The organism is Halogranum rubrum (genome assembly GCF_900114455.1).
Lineage (GTDB): Archaea > Halobacteriota > Halobacteria > Halobacteriales > Haloferacaceae > Halogranum > Halogranum rubrum.
The window spans coordinates 135,099-154,112 of sequence record NZ_FOTC01000002.1 but is presented as its reverse complement, the minus strand read 5'-3'; the positions used below and the strand labels follow the sequence as shown (position 1 = coordinate 154,112).

At 62.2% G+C, this 19,014-nt stretch carries 19 protein-coding genes; 2 read left to right on the top strand and 17 right to left on the bottom strand.

All coding sequences use genetic code 11. The features are described from left to right. Positions 1-14: 14 nt before the first annotated feature. From BM083_RS08990 to BM083_RS08980, 3 genes are all read right to left on the bottom strand, one after another. The gene (locus BM083_RS08990) at positions 15-854 is read right to left on the bottom strand and encodes a carbohydrate ABC transporter permease (protein WP_089868702.1); all 840 of its coding nucleotides are present in this window, start codon (positions 852-854) and stop codon (positions 15-17) included. Further along, positions 851-1,777 (bottom strand): carbohydrate ABC transporter permease, encoded by a 927-nt coding sequence (locus BM083_RS08985; protein WP_009366522.1) that lies wholly within the window; start codon positions 1,775-1,777, stop codon positions 851-853. The genes BM083_RS08990 and BM083_RS08985 overlap by 4 nt, the downstream gene beginning before the upstream one ends. A gap of 66 nt (positions 1,778-1,843) precedes the next feature. Continuing rightward, positions 1,844-3,307 (bottom strand): extracellular solute-binding protein, encoded by a 1,464-nt coding sequence (locus tag BM083_RS08980; protein ID WP_089868700.1) that lies wholly within the window; start codon positions 3,305-3,307, stop codon positions 1,844-1,846. A gap of 170 nt (positions 3,308-3,477) precedes the next feature. Here BM083_RS08980 and BM083_RS08975 point away from each other — a divergent pair, with 170 nt between their 5' ends. Continuing rightward, the gene (locus tag BM083_RS08975; RefSeq protein WP_089868698.1) at positions 3,478-4,617 is read left to right on the top strand and encodes an ABC transporter ATP-binding protein; all 1,140 of its coding nucleotides are present in this window, start codon (positions 3,478-3,480) and stop codon (positions 4,615-4,617) included. On the opposite strand, the gene BM083_RS08970 is transcribed toward BM083_RS08975, so the two are convergent. The 13 genes from BM083_RS08970 to BM083_RS08910 all read right to left on the bottom strand — a co-directional run bounded on the left by BM083_RS08970 (position 4,618) and on the right by BM083_RS08910 (position 17,122). Then, positions 4,618-5,418: an IclR family transcriptional regulator gene (locus tag BM083_RS08970; protein ID WP_089868696.1), complete on the bottom strand. Its 801-nt coding sequence runs from the start codon at positions 5,416-5,418 to the stop codon at positions 4,618-4,620. It lies immediately after the preceding gene. 163 nt (positions 5,419-5,581) lie between these two features. Then, positions 5,582-6,478 carry a DMT family transporter gene (locus BM083_RS08965; RefSeq protein ID WP_089868694.1) on the bottom strand — a complete coding sequence of 299 codons (897 nt, stop codon included), beginning with the start codon at positions 6,476-6,478 and terminating at the stop codon, positions 5,582-5,584. A 65-nt stretch (positions 6,479-6,543) separates the two neighbouring features. Further along, positions 6,544-7,005 carry a nucleoside 2-deoxyribosyltransferase gene (locus tag BM083_RS08960; protein ID WP_009366527.1) on the bottom strand — a complete coding sequence of 154 codons (462 nt, stop codon included), beginning with the start codon at positions 7,003-7,005 and terminating at the stop codon, positions 6,544-6,546. Positions 7,006-7,091: 86 nt separating this feature from the next. Further along, on the bottom strand, positions 7,092-7,526 hold the full coding sequence (locus tag BM083_RS08955; RefSeq protein WP_089868692.1) for a nucleoside 2-deoxyribosyltransferase: 435 nt from the start codon (positions 7,524-7,526) through the stop codon (positions 7,092-7,094). 131 nt (positions 7,527-7,657) lie between these two features. After that, positions 7,658-8,713: a mannonate dehydratase gene (locus BM083_RS08950; RefSeq protein WP_009366529.1), complete on the bottom strand. Its 1,056-nt coding sequence runs from the start codon at positions 8,711-8,713 to the stop codon at positions 7,658-7,660. 63 nt (positions 8,714-8,776) lie between these two features. Further along, positions 8,777-9,493 carry an MBL fold metallo-hydrolase gene (locus BM083_RS08945; RefSeq protein ID WP_089868690.1) on the bottom strand — a complete coding sequence of 239 codons (717 nt, stop codon included), beginning with the start codon at positions 9,491-9,493 and terminating at the stop codon, positions 8,777-8,779. Positions 9,494-9,496: 3 nt separating this feature from the next. After that, complete coding sequence (locus tag BM083_RS08940) at positions 9,497-10,435, bottom strand: nucleoside hydrolase (RefSeq protein ID WP_089868688.1); 939 nt, start codon at positions 10,433-10,435, stop codon at positions 9,497-9,499. A gap of 75 nt (positions 10,436-10,510) precedes the next feature. Then, positions 10,511-11,458, bottom strand: a complete 948-nt coding sequence (locus BM083_RS08935) for a nucleoside hydrolase (protein WP_089868686.1) — start codon at positions 11,456-11,458, stop codon at positions 10,511-10,513. 4 nt (positions 11,459-11,462) lie between these two features. Continuing rightward, positions 11,463-12,299 carry an NAD-dependent epimerase/dehydratase family protein gene (locus tag BM083_RS08930; RefSeq protein ID WP_089868684.1) on the bottom strand — a complete coding sequence of 279 codons (837 nt, stop codon included), beginning with the start codon at positions 12,297-12,299 and terminating at the stop codon, positions 11,463-11,465. 148 nt (positions 12,300-12,447) lie between these two features. Continuing rightward, positions 12,448-13,581, bottom strand: a complete 1,134-nt coding sequence (locus BM083_RS08925; RefSeq protein WP_089868682.1) for a mandelate racemase/muconate lactonizing enzyme family protein — start codon at positions 13,579-13,581, stop codon at positions 12,448-12,450. A gap of 74 nt (positions 13,582-13,655) precedes the next feature. Continuing rightward, complete coding sequence (locus BM083_RS08920; protein WP_089868679.1) at positions 13,656-14,483, bottom strand: fumarylacetoacetate hydrolase family protein; 828 nt, start codon at positions 14,481-14,483, stop codon at positions 13,656-13,658. A 1-nt stretch (position 14,484) separates the two neighbouring features. Then, positions 14,485-15,276, bottom strand: a complete 792-nt coding sequence (locus BM083_RS08915) for an SDR family oxidoreductase (protein WP_089868677.1) — start codon at positions 15,274-15,276, stop codon at positions 14,485-14,487. A 1,057-nt stretch (positions 15,277-16,333) separates the two neighbouring features. After that, positions 16,334-17,122, bottom strand: a complete 789-nt coding sequence (locus BM083_RS08910; protein ID WP_089868675.1) for a helix-turn-helix transcriptional regulator — start codon at positions 17,120-17,122, stop codon at positions 16,334-16,336. A gap of 250 nt (positions 17,123-17,372) precedes the next feature. Here BM083_RS08910 and BM083_RS08905 point away from each other — a divergent pair, with 250 nt between their 5' ends. Then, entirely contained in the window at positions 17,373-18,326 is a 954-nt protein-coding gene (locus tag BM083_RS08905; protein ID WP_089868672.1) for a DMT family transporter, read from the top strand. A 9-nt stretch (positions 18,327-18,335) separates the two neighbouring features. Here the strand turns inward: BM083_RS08905 and BM083_RS08900 are convergent, their stop codons facing one another. Continuing rightward, positions 18,336-18,986: a metal-dependent transcriptional regulator gene (locus BM083_RS08900; protein WP_245756871.1), complete on the bottom strand. Its 651-nt coding sequence runs from the start codon at positions 18,984-18,986 to the stop codon at positions 18,336-18,338. Positions 18,987-19,014: the final 28 nt, after the last annotated feature.

Sequence of the window (19,014 nt, the reverse complement as noted above, 5' to 3'; positions counted from 1 at the left end):
AATCGAAGGGAGTCTCAGCTCATCTCGAAGGACTCCGAGAGATACTGCCTCGCCCAGAGGTACAGTACCGTCGGCGGAATCCCGATGATGAGCGTCTCGGCGGTGATGAGTCCCCAGTCGCTGGTGTCGCCGCCGGCGACGGTGATGAACAACTCGACGACGGCGGGTCGCGGCCCCGTCCCCGTCGTCAGGATGCTCGACATCAGGAAGTCGTTCCACGCGGTCAGGAACGACAGGAACGCGATGGCGACGATTGCGGGCCCGGCCATCGGGAGGATGACCCGGATGAAGGCCGTAAACTGCGTACAGCCGTAAATCTGGGCGGACTCCTCGATGTTCCGGGGAAGCTTCGCGAAGTAGTCGCGAAGAATCCAGATGGCGAACGGCGCGACGAACAACTGGTACGAAATCCACAGGCCGGGGATGGTGTCGTACAGGCCGAGGGTGAACCAGAAGTCCGAGATGGGGACGATGAGCAGGATGTACGGGAACATCAGCGCGACGATGATGATGTAGAAGAAGTACTTCTTCCCCGGGAACTGCTTCCGTCCGAAGACGTACGCACCCGGTACGATGATGAGTAGCGACAGCAGCGTCGTCCCCGTCGCGATGAGGAAACTGTTGACGAGTGCGTCGCCCAACTCGGCAAAGGCGAACGTCCAGTTGTCCAGCGTCGGATTCGTCGGAAACAGTTGGACGTCGTTCGAGTAGAACTCGTTGGCGGGCCTGAACGTCATCAGGAACGTGTACAGGATTGGGAACACCGAAATCGACACGAGAAAGAGCGTGAGCACGCCCGTGACGAACTTGTAGAAGCCGTCGGACTCGAAGCCGACGCGGTCTCTGACGCTCATGCGTGGGCCTCCTCTAACTCGAACTCACGGATGAACAGCGCGATGAACACCAGCATGATGATGAGCAAGATGACACCCACAGCGAACGCCATCCCCATCTGTCCCTGTTCGTAGGCGAACCGGTAGAGGAACACCGCGAGTAGGGAGGTGTCGTACCCCGGACCGCCACCCGTCATCTGGATGGTCTGTGAGACCTTCGTCATGTTCCACGCGAGACGGATACTGACGGCGACGAGGATGGCACTCCGGAGATGCGGAAGCGTGATGTGACGAAACGTGTCCCACCGACTGGCACCGTACATCCGAGCACTCTCGTAGTACTCGGTCGGAATCGACTCCAGCGTCGCGAGGATGATGATGAACATGAACGGCCAGAACGTCCACGCCGTCACGAGCGTGACGACGGCGAGTGCGAGGTTCCCCTCCGACGCCCAGTAGATGGGTTCTTGAAGGATACCGTTCTGCGTCAGGAACTTGAACACTGGACCGAGACTGGGGTCTAGCAGGTAGAGCCAGATAGTCCCCGTCGCGACCGGTGGCATCGTGTACGGGATGAGAAACGACGCGCTGACGACGTTCTTGAACTTCCCGATGTTGACCACGAGGAGCGCGGCCAACAGCGCCGCACCTAACTGGAGCACGGTCGTCAACGCGAAGACGAACGTCGCCTTCAGCGAGGTGTAGAACGGTCCCCACGTGAGCAGGTACTCGTAGTTCCCGAGACCGACGAACGTCGGGTCGCCGCTGCCGAACGGCCACTGGTGGAGACTCATCCACACCCCGTTCAGGAATGGCACCCAGACGAGCAAGAGCAAGAACAACACGGTGGGTGCCAAGAGCAGGTACGAGAACCAGTGCTCGTTGAGACTCGACTTTACCGTGTCGTACCGCGCCTTGAAACCGGGTCGCTCAATGACGCTCATCGTCCTCCGTTGGGCGCACTGTTGGTACGCGATGGGTCTGTGTGACTCTTACTCATAGTTCCTCGATTACTGTCTGCTCGACCAGTACTCCGACAATTGCTTGTCGCCCTCGGCAGCCGCCTGCTTACACGCCTCTGCGGGCGACATCTCGCCTTTCAGTGCCGACTGCACCTTCGGGCCGATGGTCGACCCGCTGAACGACCCGTAGAGCGGGTGCGTCGTGTTGAAGTGCTCCGTTCGGTCGATCATCGACTTGACGACCTGCGGGGCGCGGTTCTTCTCCGCGCCGTCGATGGTGCCTGCGACTTCGCTCCACACGTCTTCGCGGACCGGGTAGAAGCCAGTGTTCTTGAAGACCTGCTTCTGGAAGTCCTTCGAGAGCCACTTGTTCAGGAGACCCGCGGCGGCCTCGTGTTGTCTCTGCCACTTCGCCTCGTCGACGCCGTCTGGTTTGCTCGCTAACGCCATTCCGAACGGGAGAAGCGTCGACCCGAGTCCGCCGGAGCCTTCCCAGAACGACCCCCACTGGAGGTCACCGCTGGTGAACAGGTCCGGTCCTTTCTCGGCGAACTGCGGCATGTCCATCGGTTCACAGATACTCATGCTGACTTGCCCGTTGATCATCAGCGCGAGCGTCTGTTCGGTCGAGATGTTCGGCGTCTGCGGCCCCGACACCTCGTGTTCGCGGTACAGCGAGACGGTCTTCTCCATCGCGTCGATCCAGATGTCCGAGTCGAGCGGACACTTCGTGAAGTCGTCGGCGAAGTAACCGCCCTCGCCGCCGTTCGCGTACACCATCGGCGTGAGGAGCGTGTACCAGTCGAACAGGTCGCCGTGGAGTTGGAAGCCGATGTCGCCCGGCCCGTTTTCCTGTAGGGCGGTGGCGACTCGGAGTAAGTCCTCGAAGTCCTTCGGCGGGAAGTCCTTCTTCGGGTCGAGTCCGGCCGCTTCGAGGTGGTCGACACGGACTTGGAACGGTTCTTGCGGTGCGGCCATCACGGGGAGCGCGTGGATGACCTGTTCCATCCCGAGTTTCCCCTTCCACGAGTTCGCCTCCTTGAACGGTTCGACGAGCCACTGGATGTTCTCGACGACGTCGTCGTCGAGGAGATGCTTCCACTCCTCGAACGGCATGAGCCACTCCTCCTCGGAGAAGCGCCCGGTGAAGATGGTGTCCGCCGAGATGATGTGGGGCCCGTTTCCTCGCTCGAAGTTCGAGTACCAGTTCGACCCGGTGAGTTGCTGGTAGCCGCTGTAGTTGACCTCCGCGTTGGCTCCCGAACTACTGCTGTAGTCGTTCACCGACGTCTTGACCATCTGCTTCGCCGCACGGGACTGCGTGTTGAGGATGTCCCAGAACTCGAACGATGCGGAACTGCCGCCGCCGCCACTGGAGTTGTTGCTCGTGCTCCCCCCACCACCCAGAGCGCCAGTACAACCTGCAACCGAAGCAACAGTAATTCCGGCCGTCGCCTTCAGCAGCGAACGGCGGGTGCTACGCGTCTGAGTAGAGTGACTCTTGTCGGACATAGTTTGCTAACTCGTTGCACACAACTAACCAGCGCAGCTTATAAACGTGTGCTCTCCGGCAAGTATTTTGGTAACTCTTAGTGAAAGTTCAGTCGGTCGTGACGATTGAGAACCACCATCACCACAACAGTTAACAACCGACGTGGAAGTACTCTCGATTAGCGAAACCGATGACTCCAGACCAGCCAGTTCAGACTCGCCACGCCGCATCGGCGGGGGGCGACGAGACGGACGACTACGTACAGCTCAGTGACATCCGGAAGACGTTCTCTAAGGGGAGAGTGCTCGCATGCGACGACGTCAACCTCGACATCGGCCAGTCAGATTTCGTCGTCCTCCTCGGTCCCTCCGGATGTGGGAAGACTACGACACTCCGGATGATTGCCGGACTCGAAACGCCGGATTCCGGCTCTATCACCATCGACGGCGAGGACGTGACGGGACTGAAACCGCGAGACCGAAACCTCGCCTACGTCTTCCAGAACATCACACTCTACCCCCACATGACCGTCCGGAAGAACATCCGGTTCGGACTCGATATGAAGACCGACCTCTCGGCCGACGAGAAGCGAGAACGCGTCGAACACGCCGCCGGATTACTCGGCCTCTCCGAACTCCTCGACCGAAAGCCGAAGGCGCTCTCCGGTGGTCAACAACAGCGTGTCAGTCTCGGTCGTGCGATGGTGATGGAGCCTGATGCGTTCCTCCTCGACGAACCGTTCTCCGCACTCGACGCGAAACTTCGAGACCAGATGCGCGTCGAGGTGAAGAAACTGCAGCGTGAACTCGACACAGCGATGATCTTCGTCACGCACGACCAAGAGGAGGCGATGACGCTCGGCGACAAGATCGTCATCATGGACGGCGGCCACATTCAGCAGGTCGGGTCGGCGTACGAGATCTACAACGAACCGACGAACCAGTTCGTCGCCGAGTTCATCGGGTCGCCCTCTGCCAACATGGTCGAGGCGACAGTCGTCGAGACGGACAGTGGTCTCGTCGTCGAGAACGAGTGGTTCTCTCTCCCTCTCACTGGGGACGACCCGTCGCTCACCGGCGGCGAAACGGTCACCGTCGGCTTCCGGCCCGAGTACCTCGAACTCGACGTCGCCGACGGCCAGTTCGAACTCGACGTGACCGTCATCGAACCGCACGGCAAAGACGACGCAGTGTATCTCGCCTCGGGCGACACGGAGTTCACCGCAATCACCGAACAGGGAACGATTACGGACGAATCGGAGACACTCAGTGTGCGCGTCGCTCCCGAGAACGTGTGGTTGTTCGACCACGAAGGCCAGCGTCTCCGGTGACTAGACGTATCGAGGCAAGTTTCCGCGCCGTTCTGCCATGTTGATGTTCATCTCGATGACCGTCGCCGCATCCGTCACCTTTTCTGGCATCACGTCGGTGAACTGCTCGTCTTTCATCCGACTCACCGGACCAGAGACGCTCACTGCACCGAGGACCGCCCCATCCTTGTTTCGAATCGGCGCACCGACGGCGCGCATCCGTTCGACCTCTTCCTCGTCGTTGAGTGCGTACCCTCGCTCGCGGATTTCGGCGAGCGTCTCGTAGAGTTCGTCGCGGTCGGTTATCGTCTGTTTCGTTCGCTCCGGTAGCCCGTAGTAGTCGATGATCTCTTCGACGCGACTTCTCGGAAGGTACGCCAAAATCGCCTTGCCGGTGGCCGTGTAGTGGAGACAGTCGGGCTTCTGGAGTTTCGCTCGCTGGTACTCGGTGCCGACGGCGTACTCGCCGCGGACCTTGTGGAGTTTCTGACTCAGTCCGTGTTGTTCCGTCGAGAGGTGAGCGTACTCGCCCGTGTCGGCGGCCAACTGCTCGACTTCGGCTTTCGCGTTCTCGTACAGGACGCTACTGTTTCGGAGGTACTCACCGATGACGAGAAACTTGAGACTCAGCGTGTACGTGTTGCCCTGTTTGACGACGTAGTGGTGTTGTTGGAGCGTCGCGAGATGGTTGTGGGCCGTCCCCTTGGTGACGCCGAGAGCGTCCGCCAGTTCGGTCACCGTGGCACCGTCGAGGGATTCGAGCGCCTCGATGAGTTCGATGGTCGTCTCGACCGCGCCGACGGGGTTCTTTGCTGGCTTCATTGGTGGACAGTGACACACACGTCTGCAAAAGTCTTGTTCACCATGGCTAAACATGACTGTGGCGTCATGTCCGTCCCGTTACCCAGCCTCCGATTCGAAAGTGACCGCCACGACGGCGTTCCTCGGGACGGGTCTCGGACGGAAAAGCGGCGTGAGAGAGATGCTACTGCGGCAACGTGACAAACGCGATACCGAGGATGGCGACGAGGGCGGCGACCAACCGAATCAGGAAGTCGTCCTCGTCGAGGAGGACCCCGGCGAGCACGACAGCGACGATAGCTTGCAGACTGATGAGCGGTGCCGCAACACTCGCCGGGATGCCCGCGTAAGCGAGTGCGACGAGATGTTCACCGGTCGCGACGAACAGACCAGCCACGGCGAGCGTCGGAAGATTTCCTCGCACGTCGACCGACCAGCGTCGCGCCGCCAACGGTGCGAGGAGGAGTGCGACACCGCCGTTCTTGACGACGACCCACACCTGCGGCGTCATCGCGAAATCGTACAACAGCGCTCGTTGCGAGACGTTGACGAGCGCCATCAACACGGCACTGAGTAAACCGAGTTGCGCCGGACGCGACGAGACGAGTCTCCGGAGGGGAAGCAACAGCCCGTCGCCCGAGTAGTTCGCGAGGTAGACGGCGACAGTCGCCAACACGATACCGACCACCTGCAACGGCGCGACGTGCGCACCGAGGACGAGCACCTCCATGGGCACGACGAACACCGGATGAATCTTGCTGATGGGCGTCACGAGCGAGACGGTTCCGCGACCGATGGCGGCGTAGAAGGTGAGAAGCGCCAACGCGAACAGGACGACGGTGAGTGCCGCGAACGCGAACTGTGTCACGCCGAACGAGGACGGAACGACCGACGCACCGCCCCAGAGCGCGTAGCCCGTGACTGGCAGGTACCACGCCACGCCGAACACACTGGTCAGGACGAGTGCGACGGTCGGTGGATAGTCACCGAGGTTCCGCTTGAAGTAGAAGAGGAACACCCCCCATACGGCAGCGGCGGCCAGTGCGTAGCTACTACCGACGCTCACGACGTCAAACGGCATCGGCGAGACTCGGAAGCGACCCGGTAGAGAGACGCACGCTCACTGTGACGACCATACTCGACCAGTTATTCGGAGTCTGCTGTGAGTCGGTCGGCTTGGTCGTCGACGGCGTCGACGAGTTCGTCGGGCGTGTCGACGATGTCGTCGAGGACGCCGAAGACCATCGCGTTGTAGGGTTCGTCCATCGCGAACACCCGACGGTCCGTCTTGAGACCGACGACCGGGATACCGTGTTCGTGGGCGATGGCCGCCTCGATGACGGTTCCTTCGGAGGGAACGCGGCCGTCGAGCGTCGCCGTCACGATGTCGGCGTCGAGGACGCCCTGCCGGTCTATCTCGAATATCTCCTGCATCACGTCCTCGTCGGAGACACCCTCTTGGTCCATCACTTCGAGTTCGCCGATGTCGCCGACGTCACGCTGCGGCAGGAAGACGTCGTACCCGGCCGATTCGAGTGCCTCGGTGGCCCGTGCGTTGAACTCACGCTCCGCCTGATTGAACAGCGGCGCTGCAAAGTAGACTTGCATCGCTCTCGACAATGCATATCACACACATAAAGATTCGCGTCCGGTCGTTCCGAATCGAGCGGGACAGATGGGGCCGAATCAGTGGCTCAGTTGTCGTACTTCCCGACTGCTTCGACGAGTGCCTCGGGTGTCTCGACCTTCTCCTCGAACAAGCCGTAGAGCATCGCGTTGTACTCCTCGCGGAAGCCGAACGTTCGGCGGTCGGTCTTGAAGGCGACGACGGGGATGTCGTGGTCGTAGGCGAACGCCATCTCGACGCAGACGCCTTCGGAGGGGACGCGGCCGTCGAGCGTCGCCGTCACGAGGTCGGCGTCGAGGACGTTCTTCCGGTCGAGTTCGAAGATCTCCTGCATCGCCTCCTCCGCACCCTTCTCCTCGGAGAGGGTGTCGCTCTCGAGGCCGTCGCGCTGGGGCAGGAAGACGTCGTAGCCTTCCGCCTCCAGCATCTCGACGACACGCTCGTTGAAGTCTAGCTCTGCCTGTGTGAACAGGGGTGCTGCGTAGTAGATGCTCAGCGTCATCGCCTGAACCATTCGAGAGGGCCATAATAAGTATTCGGGGGACGGCCAAACGCGGTACGCGAGAGGGTACTCACTGGACGGTCGATGAACCGGGTCGGTCGTAGTGTCGTCAGCGCTGGTCGCGGACGGTGTCAGTCACTCGCTTCCGAGCGGACGCCCTTGAGGAGCCCTTTGAGGTAACCGACGGTGTACGTGCGGCCGGTGATGCTCCCGAACTCCCACTCGGTGTCACCCTGCATCGAGGGGACGTGGTCGGGCGTCATCGCACCGGAGAACCCAATCTCGTGGAGCGTCTTCATCACCTCGTACTCGTCGAAGTTGCTCGTCTCGTCGTCGAGGAACGTCTCGTGGAAACTCGGCACCGTCCCGATGACGTCGCGGAAGTGGACGTAGATGACGTTCTCGCCGCCGAAGTATCGGAGGACCTCCGGGATGTCCTCGCCCATCTCCGACCAGCAGCCGAGACAGAACTTCAGGCCGTGGTTGTCGCTCGGGACGAGGTCGAGCGCGCGCTTGAAGTTCTCGAAGTTACGGAAGAGGAGGGGAACGCCGCCGAGACTCTCGACGGGTGGGTCGCTCGGGTGGACACCGAGTTGCACACCGGCCTCTTCGGCGACGGGGATGACCGCTTCGAGGTACTCTTCGTAGGCGGTCCAAATCTCGTCTTCGCTGTACTCGCGGTCGTAGAGCAGCGTCTCGCTGTCGATGTCGTCCATCGAGAACGCGGAGGCTTCGGCACCGCCGCGAATCTCGACGGTCCGCGAGGTTCGGACCGCACCGTCTGGCGGGTGACCACTGTATCCGAGCACCGGGACGCCCGCTTCTCCCATGTTCCGAATCGTGGTCTTGATGGCCTCCGTCTTCTCTTCTCTGTCGCCGTCGCCGAGGAGAATCTCGTAGAGCGGAATCGGCATCTTCTCGAAGGCGAACAGTCGGAGTCCGTGCGACTCTATCTTCGCCTGTACCTCCTGAATCTCGTCGACGGTCCACGCACGACCCATCGGCATCGCGGAGTCGAATCCGGGGTGACGGTGTGGCGTCAACAGCACGTCGTCGACGCCGAGTTGCTTCATGAGACTGAGTAGTTCGTCGGTCAGCGGCTGGTACGAGCCCATCGCCACTCGCATCGGAAGCTGTTCGAACTGCTCCCGACGCTCTGCTTCGCTCTGTGAAGTCTGGGCAGACATCGACCCACAGTTGTGAGGTGTGCTATATAATCATTCTGCAGAGAGCGCTGACACGAATTCGAACTACTCGCCGAGTGCTCGTCGGTCGAACGGCGTCAGTCGGGCGAGTTCGGTCGTTCCGTCGGCGTCGTCGAGGTGCGAACGGAACGCCTCGACTTCGTCGCTGCCGGGGACGTAGTGGACGGGAACGACCGTCTCGACGTCTAACCACCCGGTGACGACGGCGGCCTCTCGTGGCGGCAGCGGCGCACGCGCGCCGGGTGCGGCCCCAATCGGAACGAGTGCCACGTCTGGGTCGTACAGGTCGGCGAACAGTTCGAGGTCACTGAAGATGGACGTGTCGCCCAGATAGTAGACGCCGAAGCCGTCGAAGTCCAGATGGAAGCCGAGCGGCATCCCCGAGAGACGCCGGTCGCCGGACTCGAAGTACGAGAGGTGCCGCGTCTCCAGTGCGCGACAGACGACGCCGCCGACGTCGAACGGGTTACCCCAGATGACGCGCGTCACCTGTTCCGCCGGTAACCCTTCGTCGAGGAGATGGTCGGCGACGGCGGGTTCGGTAAAGACGTGTGCGCCGGATCGTTTAGCGATGGGAAACGTGTCGCCGAGATGGTCGTACGCACCGTGGGTGACGAGGATGTAGTCCACGTCGTCGAACGCGTCGAGCGAGGGTGTCTCCCAGGAGGGTTCGGTGAACCACGGGTCGACGAGTATCTGCATCCCTCGCCACTCGATGCCGAACGACGACAGACCGTAGTATTCGAGCACTGGTTCCGTCATGGTTCAGGCGAGTTCCTCCAGTCGGCCGACGACGATGTCCTCGTAAGAGGCGTCCTCACGGATGCCGAGCGCACCCTCGCAGTTCGGTTCGTGACCGTAGACACCGTGTTCGTCGTAGATGGTCGCGCCATTCGACGGGCCGCCCGTGGTGTCGACTTCGACGTAGGCGTCCTCGTAGTCGAGGAGGCCGGCGACGATGTCGGCGACGAGCACCGCGTCGCTCGCGAGACCACCGTCGTTGCCGAACTTGTCGCGAACCTCGTCGATGCTGAACGCGAGGATGTCGCCGATGGTCGACAGCGGTTCGGGTTCGCCCTGAAGGCGTTCGATTTCGGCGGTCGAGACGTATACACGCTCGGTGACGTCGAGACCGACGAGTTTGGGGGTCGCCTCCTGGACGACGCGCGAGGCGGCGGCCGCGTCGACGTAGAAGTTGAACGAGGCCATCGGCGTGACGTTTCCCGTCACCGTCAGCGCGCCGCCCATGAGATAGATGTCGTCGACCCACTCCGCGATACGTGGTTCGACGGCGAGTGCCAGCGCGAGGTTTGTCTGTGGGCCGAGGGCGGCGATGGTCAGGTCGTCGCGGTGTTCGCGCGCCTGCTCGACGATGAACTCGACCGCGTTACCGTCTACAGGTTCCTGCGTCGGTTCGGGGAGTGCCTCGCGGACGTGTTCCGGCAGGCCACCGGGGCCGTGGACCTCTTCGGCGGTCACGAGTTCGTCCGAGAAGGGTCGCGCCGCACCCGGAATCACCGGGACGTCGGTTCTGTCGACGTGTTCGAGGAGTGCCAGTGCGTTCCGCGTCGCGTTGTCGAGCGTCGTGTTGCCCATCACCGTCGTCACGCCGACGACGTCGACGGACGGGTCGGCGAGTGCGACGTACAGTGCGATTGCGTCGTCGTTACCGGGATCTGTGTCTATCAGTAGCTTCTGGGCCATCGGGTTCGACCGTCAGTTTTCGGAGGGCCACGATAAGCGTTTTCCCGAAGGTGTCGTCCGACCGGACCGACTCCCCTACTCCGCGAGACGCTCGGCGGCGTCGAGCGAGTCGTAGACGACCTGCCGACACCGGTCGACGTCGATGTCGACGGCGACCGAACAGTTCGGTTCTCGTTCGAGGACGCCGTGTTCGTCGTAGACGCTCGCACCGTGTGACGGGCCACCAGAGGTGTCGATGTCGACGTAGGCGTCCTCGTAGTCGAGGACGTCGTCGACGATGTCGGCGACGACGACGGCGTCACTCGTGAACGCGCCGTCGATGTCGTAGCCGCTGTCGGGGTCTTTGGACTTGTATTCGAGTGCGGCACCGACGAACGCGCCGACGGCCGTCCCCTCGTCGAACCGGTCGAAGTCCGACCGAGGGACGTACGCCTGTTCGGTCACGTCGAGACCGACCATCCGCGGCGAGGCGTCTTGGACGACGCGGGCCGCCGCCGCCGGGTCGGCGTAGAAGTTGAACGACGCCGCGGGCGTGATGTTCCCTGTCGCCGTGAGGGCACCGCCCATCTGGTAGATGTCGCCCACCCAGTCGGCGACGCGCGGTTCGACGGCGAGTGCGAGTGCGAGATTCGTCTGCGGGCCGAGTGCGGCGATGGTCAGGTCATCACCGTGCTCGCGCGCCTGTTCGACGATGAACTCCGCGGCACCCGAGTCGCTCAGTTCGGCCTTTCGGTCGGGGAGATGCTGCCGTGCGACGTCCGGGATGCCGCTCGGGCCGTGGACGTACTCGGCGTCGACGAGCGTGTCGCAGAACGGCCGTGCCGCGCCCGCCGCGACGGGGACGTCGGACGCTCTCGCGAACCCGACGAGCGACCGGGCGTTCTCGGTCGTATGTTCCAGTTCGGTGTTGCCCATCACCGACGTGACGCCGACGACGTCGACGGCGTCGCTGCCGAACGCCATGAGCAGCGCGATGGAGTCGTCCAGACCGGGGTCGACGTCGAGGAGGAGTTTTTCGGCCATCTCCCTACCTCTCGCCGCTTCGTTCCGGCGGCGCGTCCCACTCCTCGGCGTTGTCCTGCGGGTCGTAGCCGATGACCTCGCGGGCGTTCTCGATGTCGAACCAGCGACGGTCGTTGTCACTGACACCGTTGAACACGCCGAACTCGACGTCTTCGTCCTGCAGACAGCAGTCGACTTGGTGGGCGAGGTCACGGCGCGACTGCCACATCGCCTTCATGCGTGCGACCATCTCGTCGTACTGGTCGCTGCCGCGTTCCCACTCGCCGTCGTCGACGCCGTGTTCGGCGTCGCCGTAGGGGTGGTCGTACTCCTCGTGGCGGACGCTGCAGATTCGGAGCGCGTAGAACTGCGTCGGGGCGTCGAAGTTCTCGACGTAGTAGCGGCCCAGGTCCTCGCCGAACGCCTTCGAGGTGCCGTAATAGGAGTCGGGTCGGTGCGGCGCGTCGTGCGGGACGCGCAGTCCGAAGTCCGGATAGTAGATGTCGGGCGCGTTGTCGACTTCGTGCATGCCGACGACGTGGTTCGTCGACCCGAACACGAACGTCTCGACGCCCGCCTCACGGGTCGCTTTGAGCACGTTCTGCATCCCGACGATGTTGTTCTCGTGAACTTCGTCCCACGTCCCGTCCGTCTCGGGGTAGCCCGCGAGGTGGATGACCGCGTCCTTGTCGTCGAAGGCGGGACGCATCGCCTCGTAGTCGGAGACGTCCGCGACGAACGTCTCGTGGTTCGGGCGGTCGGACCGGTTGAGATACGTGAAATCGTACTCGTCTCGGTCCGCGAGGTGGTCGATGATGGCGGTTCCGACGCGACCGTATGCACCGGTGAGTAACACCTGCATGGTACTCCGGTTCATGGTACCACTACAAAAGCGTTCAGGTGGTGTCGACGGCGACCCACCTGATGGGGTGCCCTGACTCCCATCGGGACGACACGTCGAGCTGGTGGCGCAGGACTCGTCGTGTCGGCCGTCATCTAGGGTTGATTCTTCAGTCGAGCCGTGTGACGCGTTTCTCTTCGCCGATGCGGAACTCGTCGAGCATCTCGTCGTCGAGCGTGACGCCGTGGCCCGGTCGGTCGGGCAGTTCGATGACACCCTCCTCGGGGGTGAGGGGGTTCTCGATGATGTCGTCGAACACCTTCACGTCGGAGTCGCGGTGGAAGTATTCGACCCAGAGACCGTTCTCGACGGCGGCGAGCAACTGCGCGTGCAGGTCCCAGTTGTAGTGCGGCGCGACCGGGATGTCGCTGACGGCGGCCGTGTTGGCGACGCGCATCCACTCGGTGACGCCGCCGACGACGGTCACGTCGGGTTGGATAATCTCGACGGCGTCCTCTCGGAGCAGTTCGGAGAAGCCGTATCGCGAGAACTCCAACTCGCCGGAGGCGACGGCGTAGTCGAGCGCCTCGTTGACCTCGCCCATCAGTTCGACGCTGTCGGCGATGACCGGTTCCTCGATGAAGTAGGGGTCGTACTCGGCGAACCGGCGGCAGGCCCGGACGGCCTCCTGTTTGTTTCGCCACTTCCCGTTCGCGTCCAAGAGGAGCGTGCGCTCTGGACCGATGGTCTCGCGAGCGACTCGGACGCGTTCGACTTCTTCTTCGACGGAGAGACGTCCGACCTTGATCTTCATCGTGTCGTGGCCGCGGTCGACGTAGCGCTGCATCTCGTCGCGGAGTCCCTCCAGTCCCTTGCCCTCGCGGTAGTAGCCACCGCTGGCGTACGCGGCGACTTCGTCGGAGTACGCGCCGAGCAGTTTGTAGAGCGGTTGGTCGGCGTCTTTGGCTTTGATGTCCCAGAGTGCGGTGTCGATACAGGAGATTGCCCGGAGCAGCACGCCCTTTCGGCCGATTTGGACCGTCCCCTCGAACATCTCACGCCAGAGGCGTTCGGTGTCACGCGGGTCCTCGCCGAGCACCATCGGTGCTAAGACAGAGTCGACGGCGGCGGCGATGACGTCTGCGCCGCCGTATCCGAGCGTGTATCCGAGTCCTTCGGTACCGTCGTCGGTGCGGACGTAGACGATTGTGTGGTCTCGCTCTTCGACGACACGCGTCGCGAACGCGACAGGGTCGTCGAGCGGAATCGATACCGCGAAGCTCTCGACTTCTACGATTTTCATGCGCACCCTCACCGACCTACTGCGAGTATATAACGATTGTCCCCGAGTCAACTGTTGACCCGGGACGCGCGTGTTTAGCGACCCTGAACGACGTCTGCCGAGAGGGTGCCGACGTGGTCGACTTCTGCGCGCACCGAGTCGCCCGGCGCGATGACGTGCGCACCCGGTGTTCCCGTCGAGATAACGTCGCCGGGTTGGAGCGTCATGACCTCCGAGTGGAAGGAGACGAGTTCGTTGGGCCGGGTCATCATGTTCGCCACCGTGTTCTCGGCGACGACGTCGTCGTTGACGACGGTCTTGACGGTCACGTCGTCCAGCGAGTCGACTTCGTCGGTCGTCCGAAGCCACGGGCCGACGACGATGAACGAGTCGAAACTCTTCGACCGGGTCAGATACCGCGGGTTCTGTTCGAGGATGTCCTCGGCCGTCATGTCGATGATGGGGACGTAGCCGGCGACGACGTCGTCGGCGTCGTCGACCGACACGTTCCGACACTCACGACCGATGACGACGCCGAGTTCGGCCTCGGCCGTGACGCGGTCGGTCAGCTCCCGCGGTGGGAGTCGGATGGGTCCAACCGGACCGGTCACCGCCGTCGACGGTTTCATGAAACTCGCCGGTTGCGTCGGTCGTTCTTCGTTCAGGTCGGCGGCGTGGTCGGCGTAGTTGAGGCCGATACCCCAGAGTTTGCCGAACGCGTCGAGCGGGGTCGAAAACCGCACGTCGTCTTCCACTATCGGCGTCGAGGGCGTCTCGTCGACCGAGGGGAGGTCACCGCTCGCGGCGAGCGCCAGCGCGTCGGCCGTCGTCGAGCAGGCCGGCAGCGCCGACCGAAGGGGGACGAACCCGCTGTCGTCGCCGAGTAGTGCCGCACCGTCTGTCGTGCGTGCGAGTCTGGTCATGTTACAGGTTCGACTTCCCGTTTCCGCCGTCGATGGGGACGGAGATACCGTTGATGTAGCCGGAGCGGTCCGAGGAGAGGTACGCGACGGTGTCGCCGAGTTCCATCGGGTCGCCGAGTCGACCCACCGGGATGCTGCTACTCCGCTCTTCGAGTCCCTGTTCGTAGGACTCGTACTGGCCGTGTTCGACACCCTGTTCGACCAACTCCTCGATGCGAGACGTCTCGTGTGGACCGGGCAACACCGCGTTGACTCGGACCTCGGGCGCGAGTTCGCGCGACAGCGTCTTCTCCAGTCCGATGACGCTCATGCGAACCGAGTTCGAGAGGACGAGGCCGTCGATTGCTTCCTTCACGCTCCGAGAGGTGATGTTGACGATTGTCCCGCCGCCGTCGGCCGCCAAGGGGTCGGCGGCCTCACGGACGAGTCGGACGACGCTCATCACGAGGAGGTCGAACGCCTGGTACCAGTCGTCGTCCGTCGTCTCCATGAACGGACCGCTCGGCGGTCCACCAGCGGAGGTGACGAGGTGGTCCAGTCCACCGAACTCGTCGACAGCCCTCTGAACGAGCGCTTCGATATCGTCTTTCTCCGTCAGGTCGCCCGGTTGCGCGACGACGGTTCCCTCCGCTACCTCTTCGATTTCTGCTTTGGCGGCCGCGAGTGCGTCTTCGTCACGCCCATTGATTACGACGTTCGCTCCTTCGCGTACGAGTGCCGTCGCCGACGCCTTACCGAGTCCGCTACTCGACGCCGTCACGAGAGCACTGTTTCCAGTTAGGTCTAACTCCATGAATACAGGCTGGATTCTCTCGACAGAGTGTATAAAGTTTCGTGCCGAGACATCGTCAGTCGGTGTTTAGCACTGCTAAACCCTCGAGAACTACCGAGGAGGGTGTGAGCAGAGACAGCGTCTATCCCACGCCGACTGAATGCCCAGTGTCGTACAGAGACAGTCACAGCACACGATTTAGGAGAGCTAAACGACACAGCCGACGTAGACGTACTACTCAACCCGTCATTCTCGGTGAGAATCAGTTCGAGGCCGCCTCACCATGCGGTTTTCGTCGGTGAGGGAAGTGGAATATATCGGCGACGGCAACTCGTTCCAACTACCGGTCGAAAGCCCCCGATTACGTGGGTCATCTCTCGCGTGTGAGCGGTTTCGTGTACCACTATCCGACCCGATAATTACTCATCTCGTCGAGCGACGTGTTGTCCGCGCTATGCGTTGGCTAGCTAACTCGTTTCTGTGACGAAATACCACAATCGTAGTGAGTTGTCTGCGAGAGGTTCGTTGTCGTTTAGCAGTGATGAACGCCCATACGTAGCCACAGACGTTACAGTTCTATACTTGTCACATTAGGTCGCTCACTGGTGTCTCGGAGATTACACACCTACAACTGTAACGGGTTCCCCTGAGGAACCCGAATCGTCACGAATCGCCTGGTGAATAACACCGCGAATTTATCCAATAAAATATGTTCTAATGATCTTACTATCGATTGGAGAATTAGAGAGGAGTAAAGTCGATTCTCGAATGCTTTTCTGCTTATCTATTGGAATCTATCAACTATTCGCGCATTTTTCTGGCTTGACTGAAACATATGCGAGTTCAGCTCTTCTTTCCATCTTTAGATGGACTACAGACCAATCCACCACATATACGCGCTACTACTGCTATAGACACGTTTTACATCGGTTCCTACATAGTCTCTCGAAGGTATTCATACGAGTTAGAACCTTTTTTGTTGGAGTTGTTTGGACATTTTGAAGCCTGTCGAAGTATCGCCGAGAGACTGGTCGCAACCAAGCGGCGTCGCCGGAGAACGGTCGAACACGCAATCGGCCTACAACTGGTCGCTGTCGAGCGGTGTCGCCGTCTCCCAGTAGCGAGCGAACAGGTCGTCGGCCCACGCACTGACGGCAGGTTCGTCGACGTCGAGTGACGCCTGGAGGATACCCCGGTCGTCGCGCAAGAAGAGGTGGACGACCGAATCGGCAACCGTCGCGGCAAGTGGAATATCCTCGTCCGTGATGCGCACCGACGCTCGGTCGGAGTCGAGTAGTTCGCGGAGTTGGTGGCGGAGTCGCGAGTCGTCGGCGAGCGCGTCGATGGCGGCGGAAGAGAACACTCCCTCGAACCGCTGTTCGCCGGCCTGCGTCCGGTCGACGACGACGTCCAAGCTCTGTTCGTTGAAGGCGTACGAGACGATACGAACTTCCTCGGCGTCTTCCAAGAGGTCGAGCGCTCGCTTGACCGGCGCGTTCGGGCGGACCTGACTCGGTGTCGTCACCGTCGCGGCCGTGAGGTGGTCGAGGTCGAACGACATGGTGTCGGTCGGAAGCCACCGAACCACCGGGCGCAGTTTGGCCTCGGTGTCGAGGATGTCGAGCAGGTGGCCGAACCCGTTCGCGACGAGTCGTCCAGTCGCTGTCGCACGATACGTACTTCCCTCGCGGACGACCCACGACCGTTCCTCGAAGTCGCCGAGGATACGTCCCAGCGTTGGCTGTGATGCGCCCGTCTCTTCGACCAGTTCCCGACGGGTGTACGGTCCGTCGGCGAGTAACCGCAGCGTGTCGACCCGATTCGGCGAGAGTGCGAGAAACTCGACCTCCGCCAGTGCGGACTCCATACAGGGCAGTCTCGACACTCCCGTATACGGCTTTCGCATCGTGAAAAAGTTTCACACAATGAATCATCGACGACCGTCGGCACAGTTTCTTGCCGCGAATGGATTTCTGAACCAATGTATACGTGGCGAGTGCGTATCGACTGGTAATGAGCACACTCGAACACATCGACGACGGTCCGAGTGCTGGCGTCGGTGTCGACGCCGGTATCGGCGTCGCTGTTGACGACGGCACCTGCCGTGGAGGAGCACCGTGACCGGAACGCGTCGGCGACTCGTCCTGTTCGTACTGGCGAGCGTCCTCTTCGGCGGAACGTTCGTGGCGGCGAAAGCGGGACTCGAGTACTTCCCCCCGCTCTTGTTCGTCGCCTTCCGGTTCGACATCGCCGCCGTCGTCCTCGCCGTGTACGCCGTGGCGACGACGTCTCGCGACCAGTTGGTTCCGCGGACGGCCCGCGACGTCGCCGGAATTCTGGCGACGGGTGTGTTCGTCATCGGTCTCGCCAACTCCTTCCTGTTCGTCGGCCAGCAGGAGGTGTCGAGCGGTGTCGGGTCGATTCTCTTCAGTCTCAACCCCATTCTGACGCCGGTGTTCGCCGCACTGCTCCTCTCGGACGAACGACTCTCCGCGCGCGGGGCGGCCGGGATGCTCGTCGCCCTCGTCGGCGTCGCATTCGTCGTCAACCCCGACCCGGCGACGCTTCTCGGTGGGGCGGCCGTCGGGAAGGCTATCGTCTTCCTCGGCGCGGTCTGTGGTGCACTCGGAAGCGTCCTCGTCCGGTGGGCCGACACGTCGTTGTCGAGCACCGCCCGGACGGCGTGGGCACTCCCGGTCAGTGCAGTCCTGACTCACGCGCTCAGTCTCGGAACCGGTGAGTCGCTGGCAGCGGTCACTTGGACGCCGATGGCACTCGTCGCACTCGGCTACGTCGGCATCTTCGCCGGCGCTGTGGCCTACATCGCCTACTTCGGCCTGCTCGACGACGTGGGCGCGATTCGTGGGAACCTCGTCTTCTACGTGGTTCCCATCGTCGCGACACTCGGCGGGTCCGTCCTCCTCGGCGAGTCCATCTCGACGCTCACGCTCGTCGGCTTCGCGACCATCTTCGCCGGGTTCGCCGTCCTCGGTGGCGACTCACTCGTCGAGATGGTTACGAGACGCTACACGGCGCTGGCTGCACATCTGCCGACCAACGAGGCGGCCTGAGACGAGCAGCTATCCGCCACCCGATTCGACGAGAATCGCCGATGCCACTGCCTCGGGAAGCGTCGTCTGTTGGTCCGTCCCGGAGACGGTGACGACCACCGTTCCTAACGGAGTCCGCTCGGTGAGTGTGAGAACCGCCGACGGTTCGATACCGACCGAGACGAGCTCGTCGAGCGTCTCGTCGTCTCGGAGGAGGATTCTGACCACCTCGACTACCGCTGCCTCGTCGACGTCGAAGAGCGGAATCAGATCACCGTGTTCGACGTCGAGCGCAGCGTCCGGAATCGGATCGCCGTGCGGGTCCGCGCTGGGCATTCCCAACGCCCGCTCGATTTCGCGACAGAGTCGGTCGCTGAGGTGGTGTTCGAGTCGGTCCGCCTCGACGTCGACTTCGCTCATCGCGTAGTCGAACATCTCGACGAGTAACGTCTCGACGAGTCGATGTCGCCGCACGACGTCGAGGGCGGCAGTCTCTCCCGCCTCCGTGAGTCGAACGGGTCGATACGCTTCGCGCTCGACGAGTCCACGTGTGGCGAGTGCGTCGAAGGTGCTCGACACTGTCGCACGGGTGACGTCGAGTTGGGTCGCTACCGCTGTGTTCGACACCCACCCGTCGCCCGTCTCTGCCAATCGGTAGATGTGCCGCAGGGCGTCTTCCATCGATGGAGTCAACGTGAGTGTCGACACA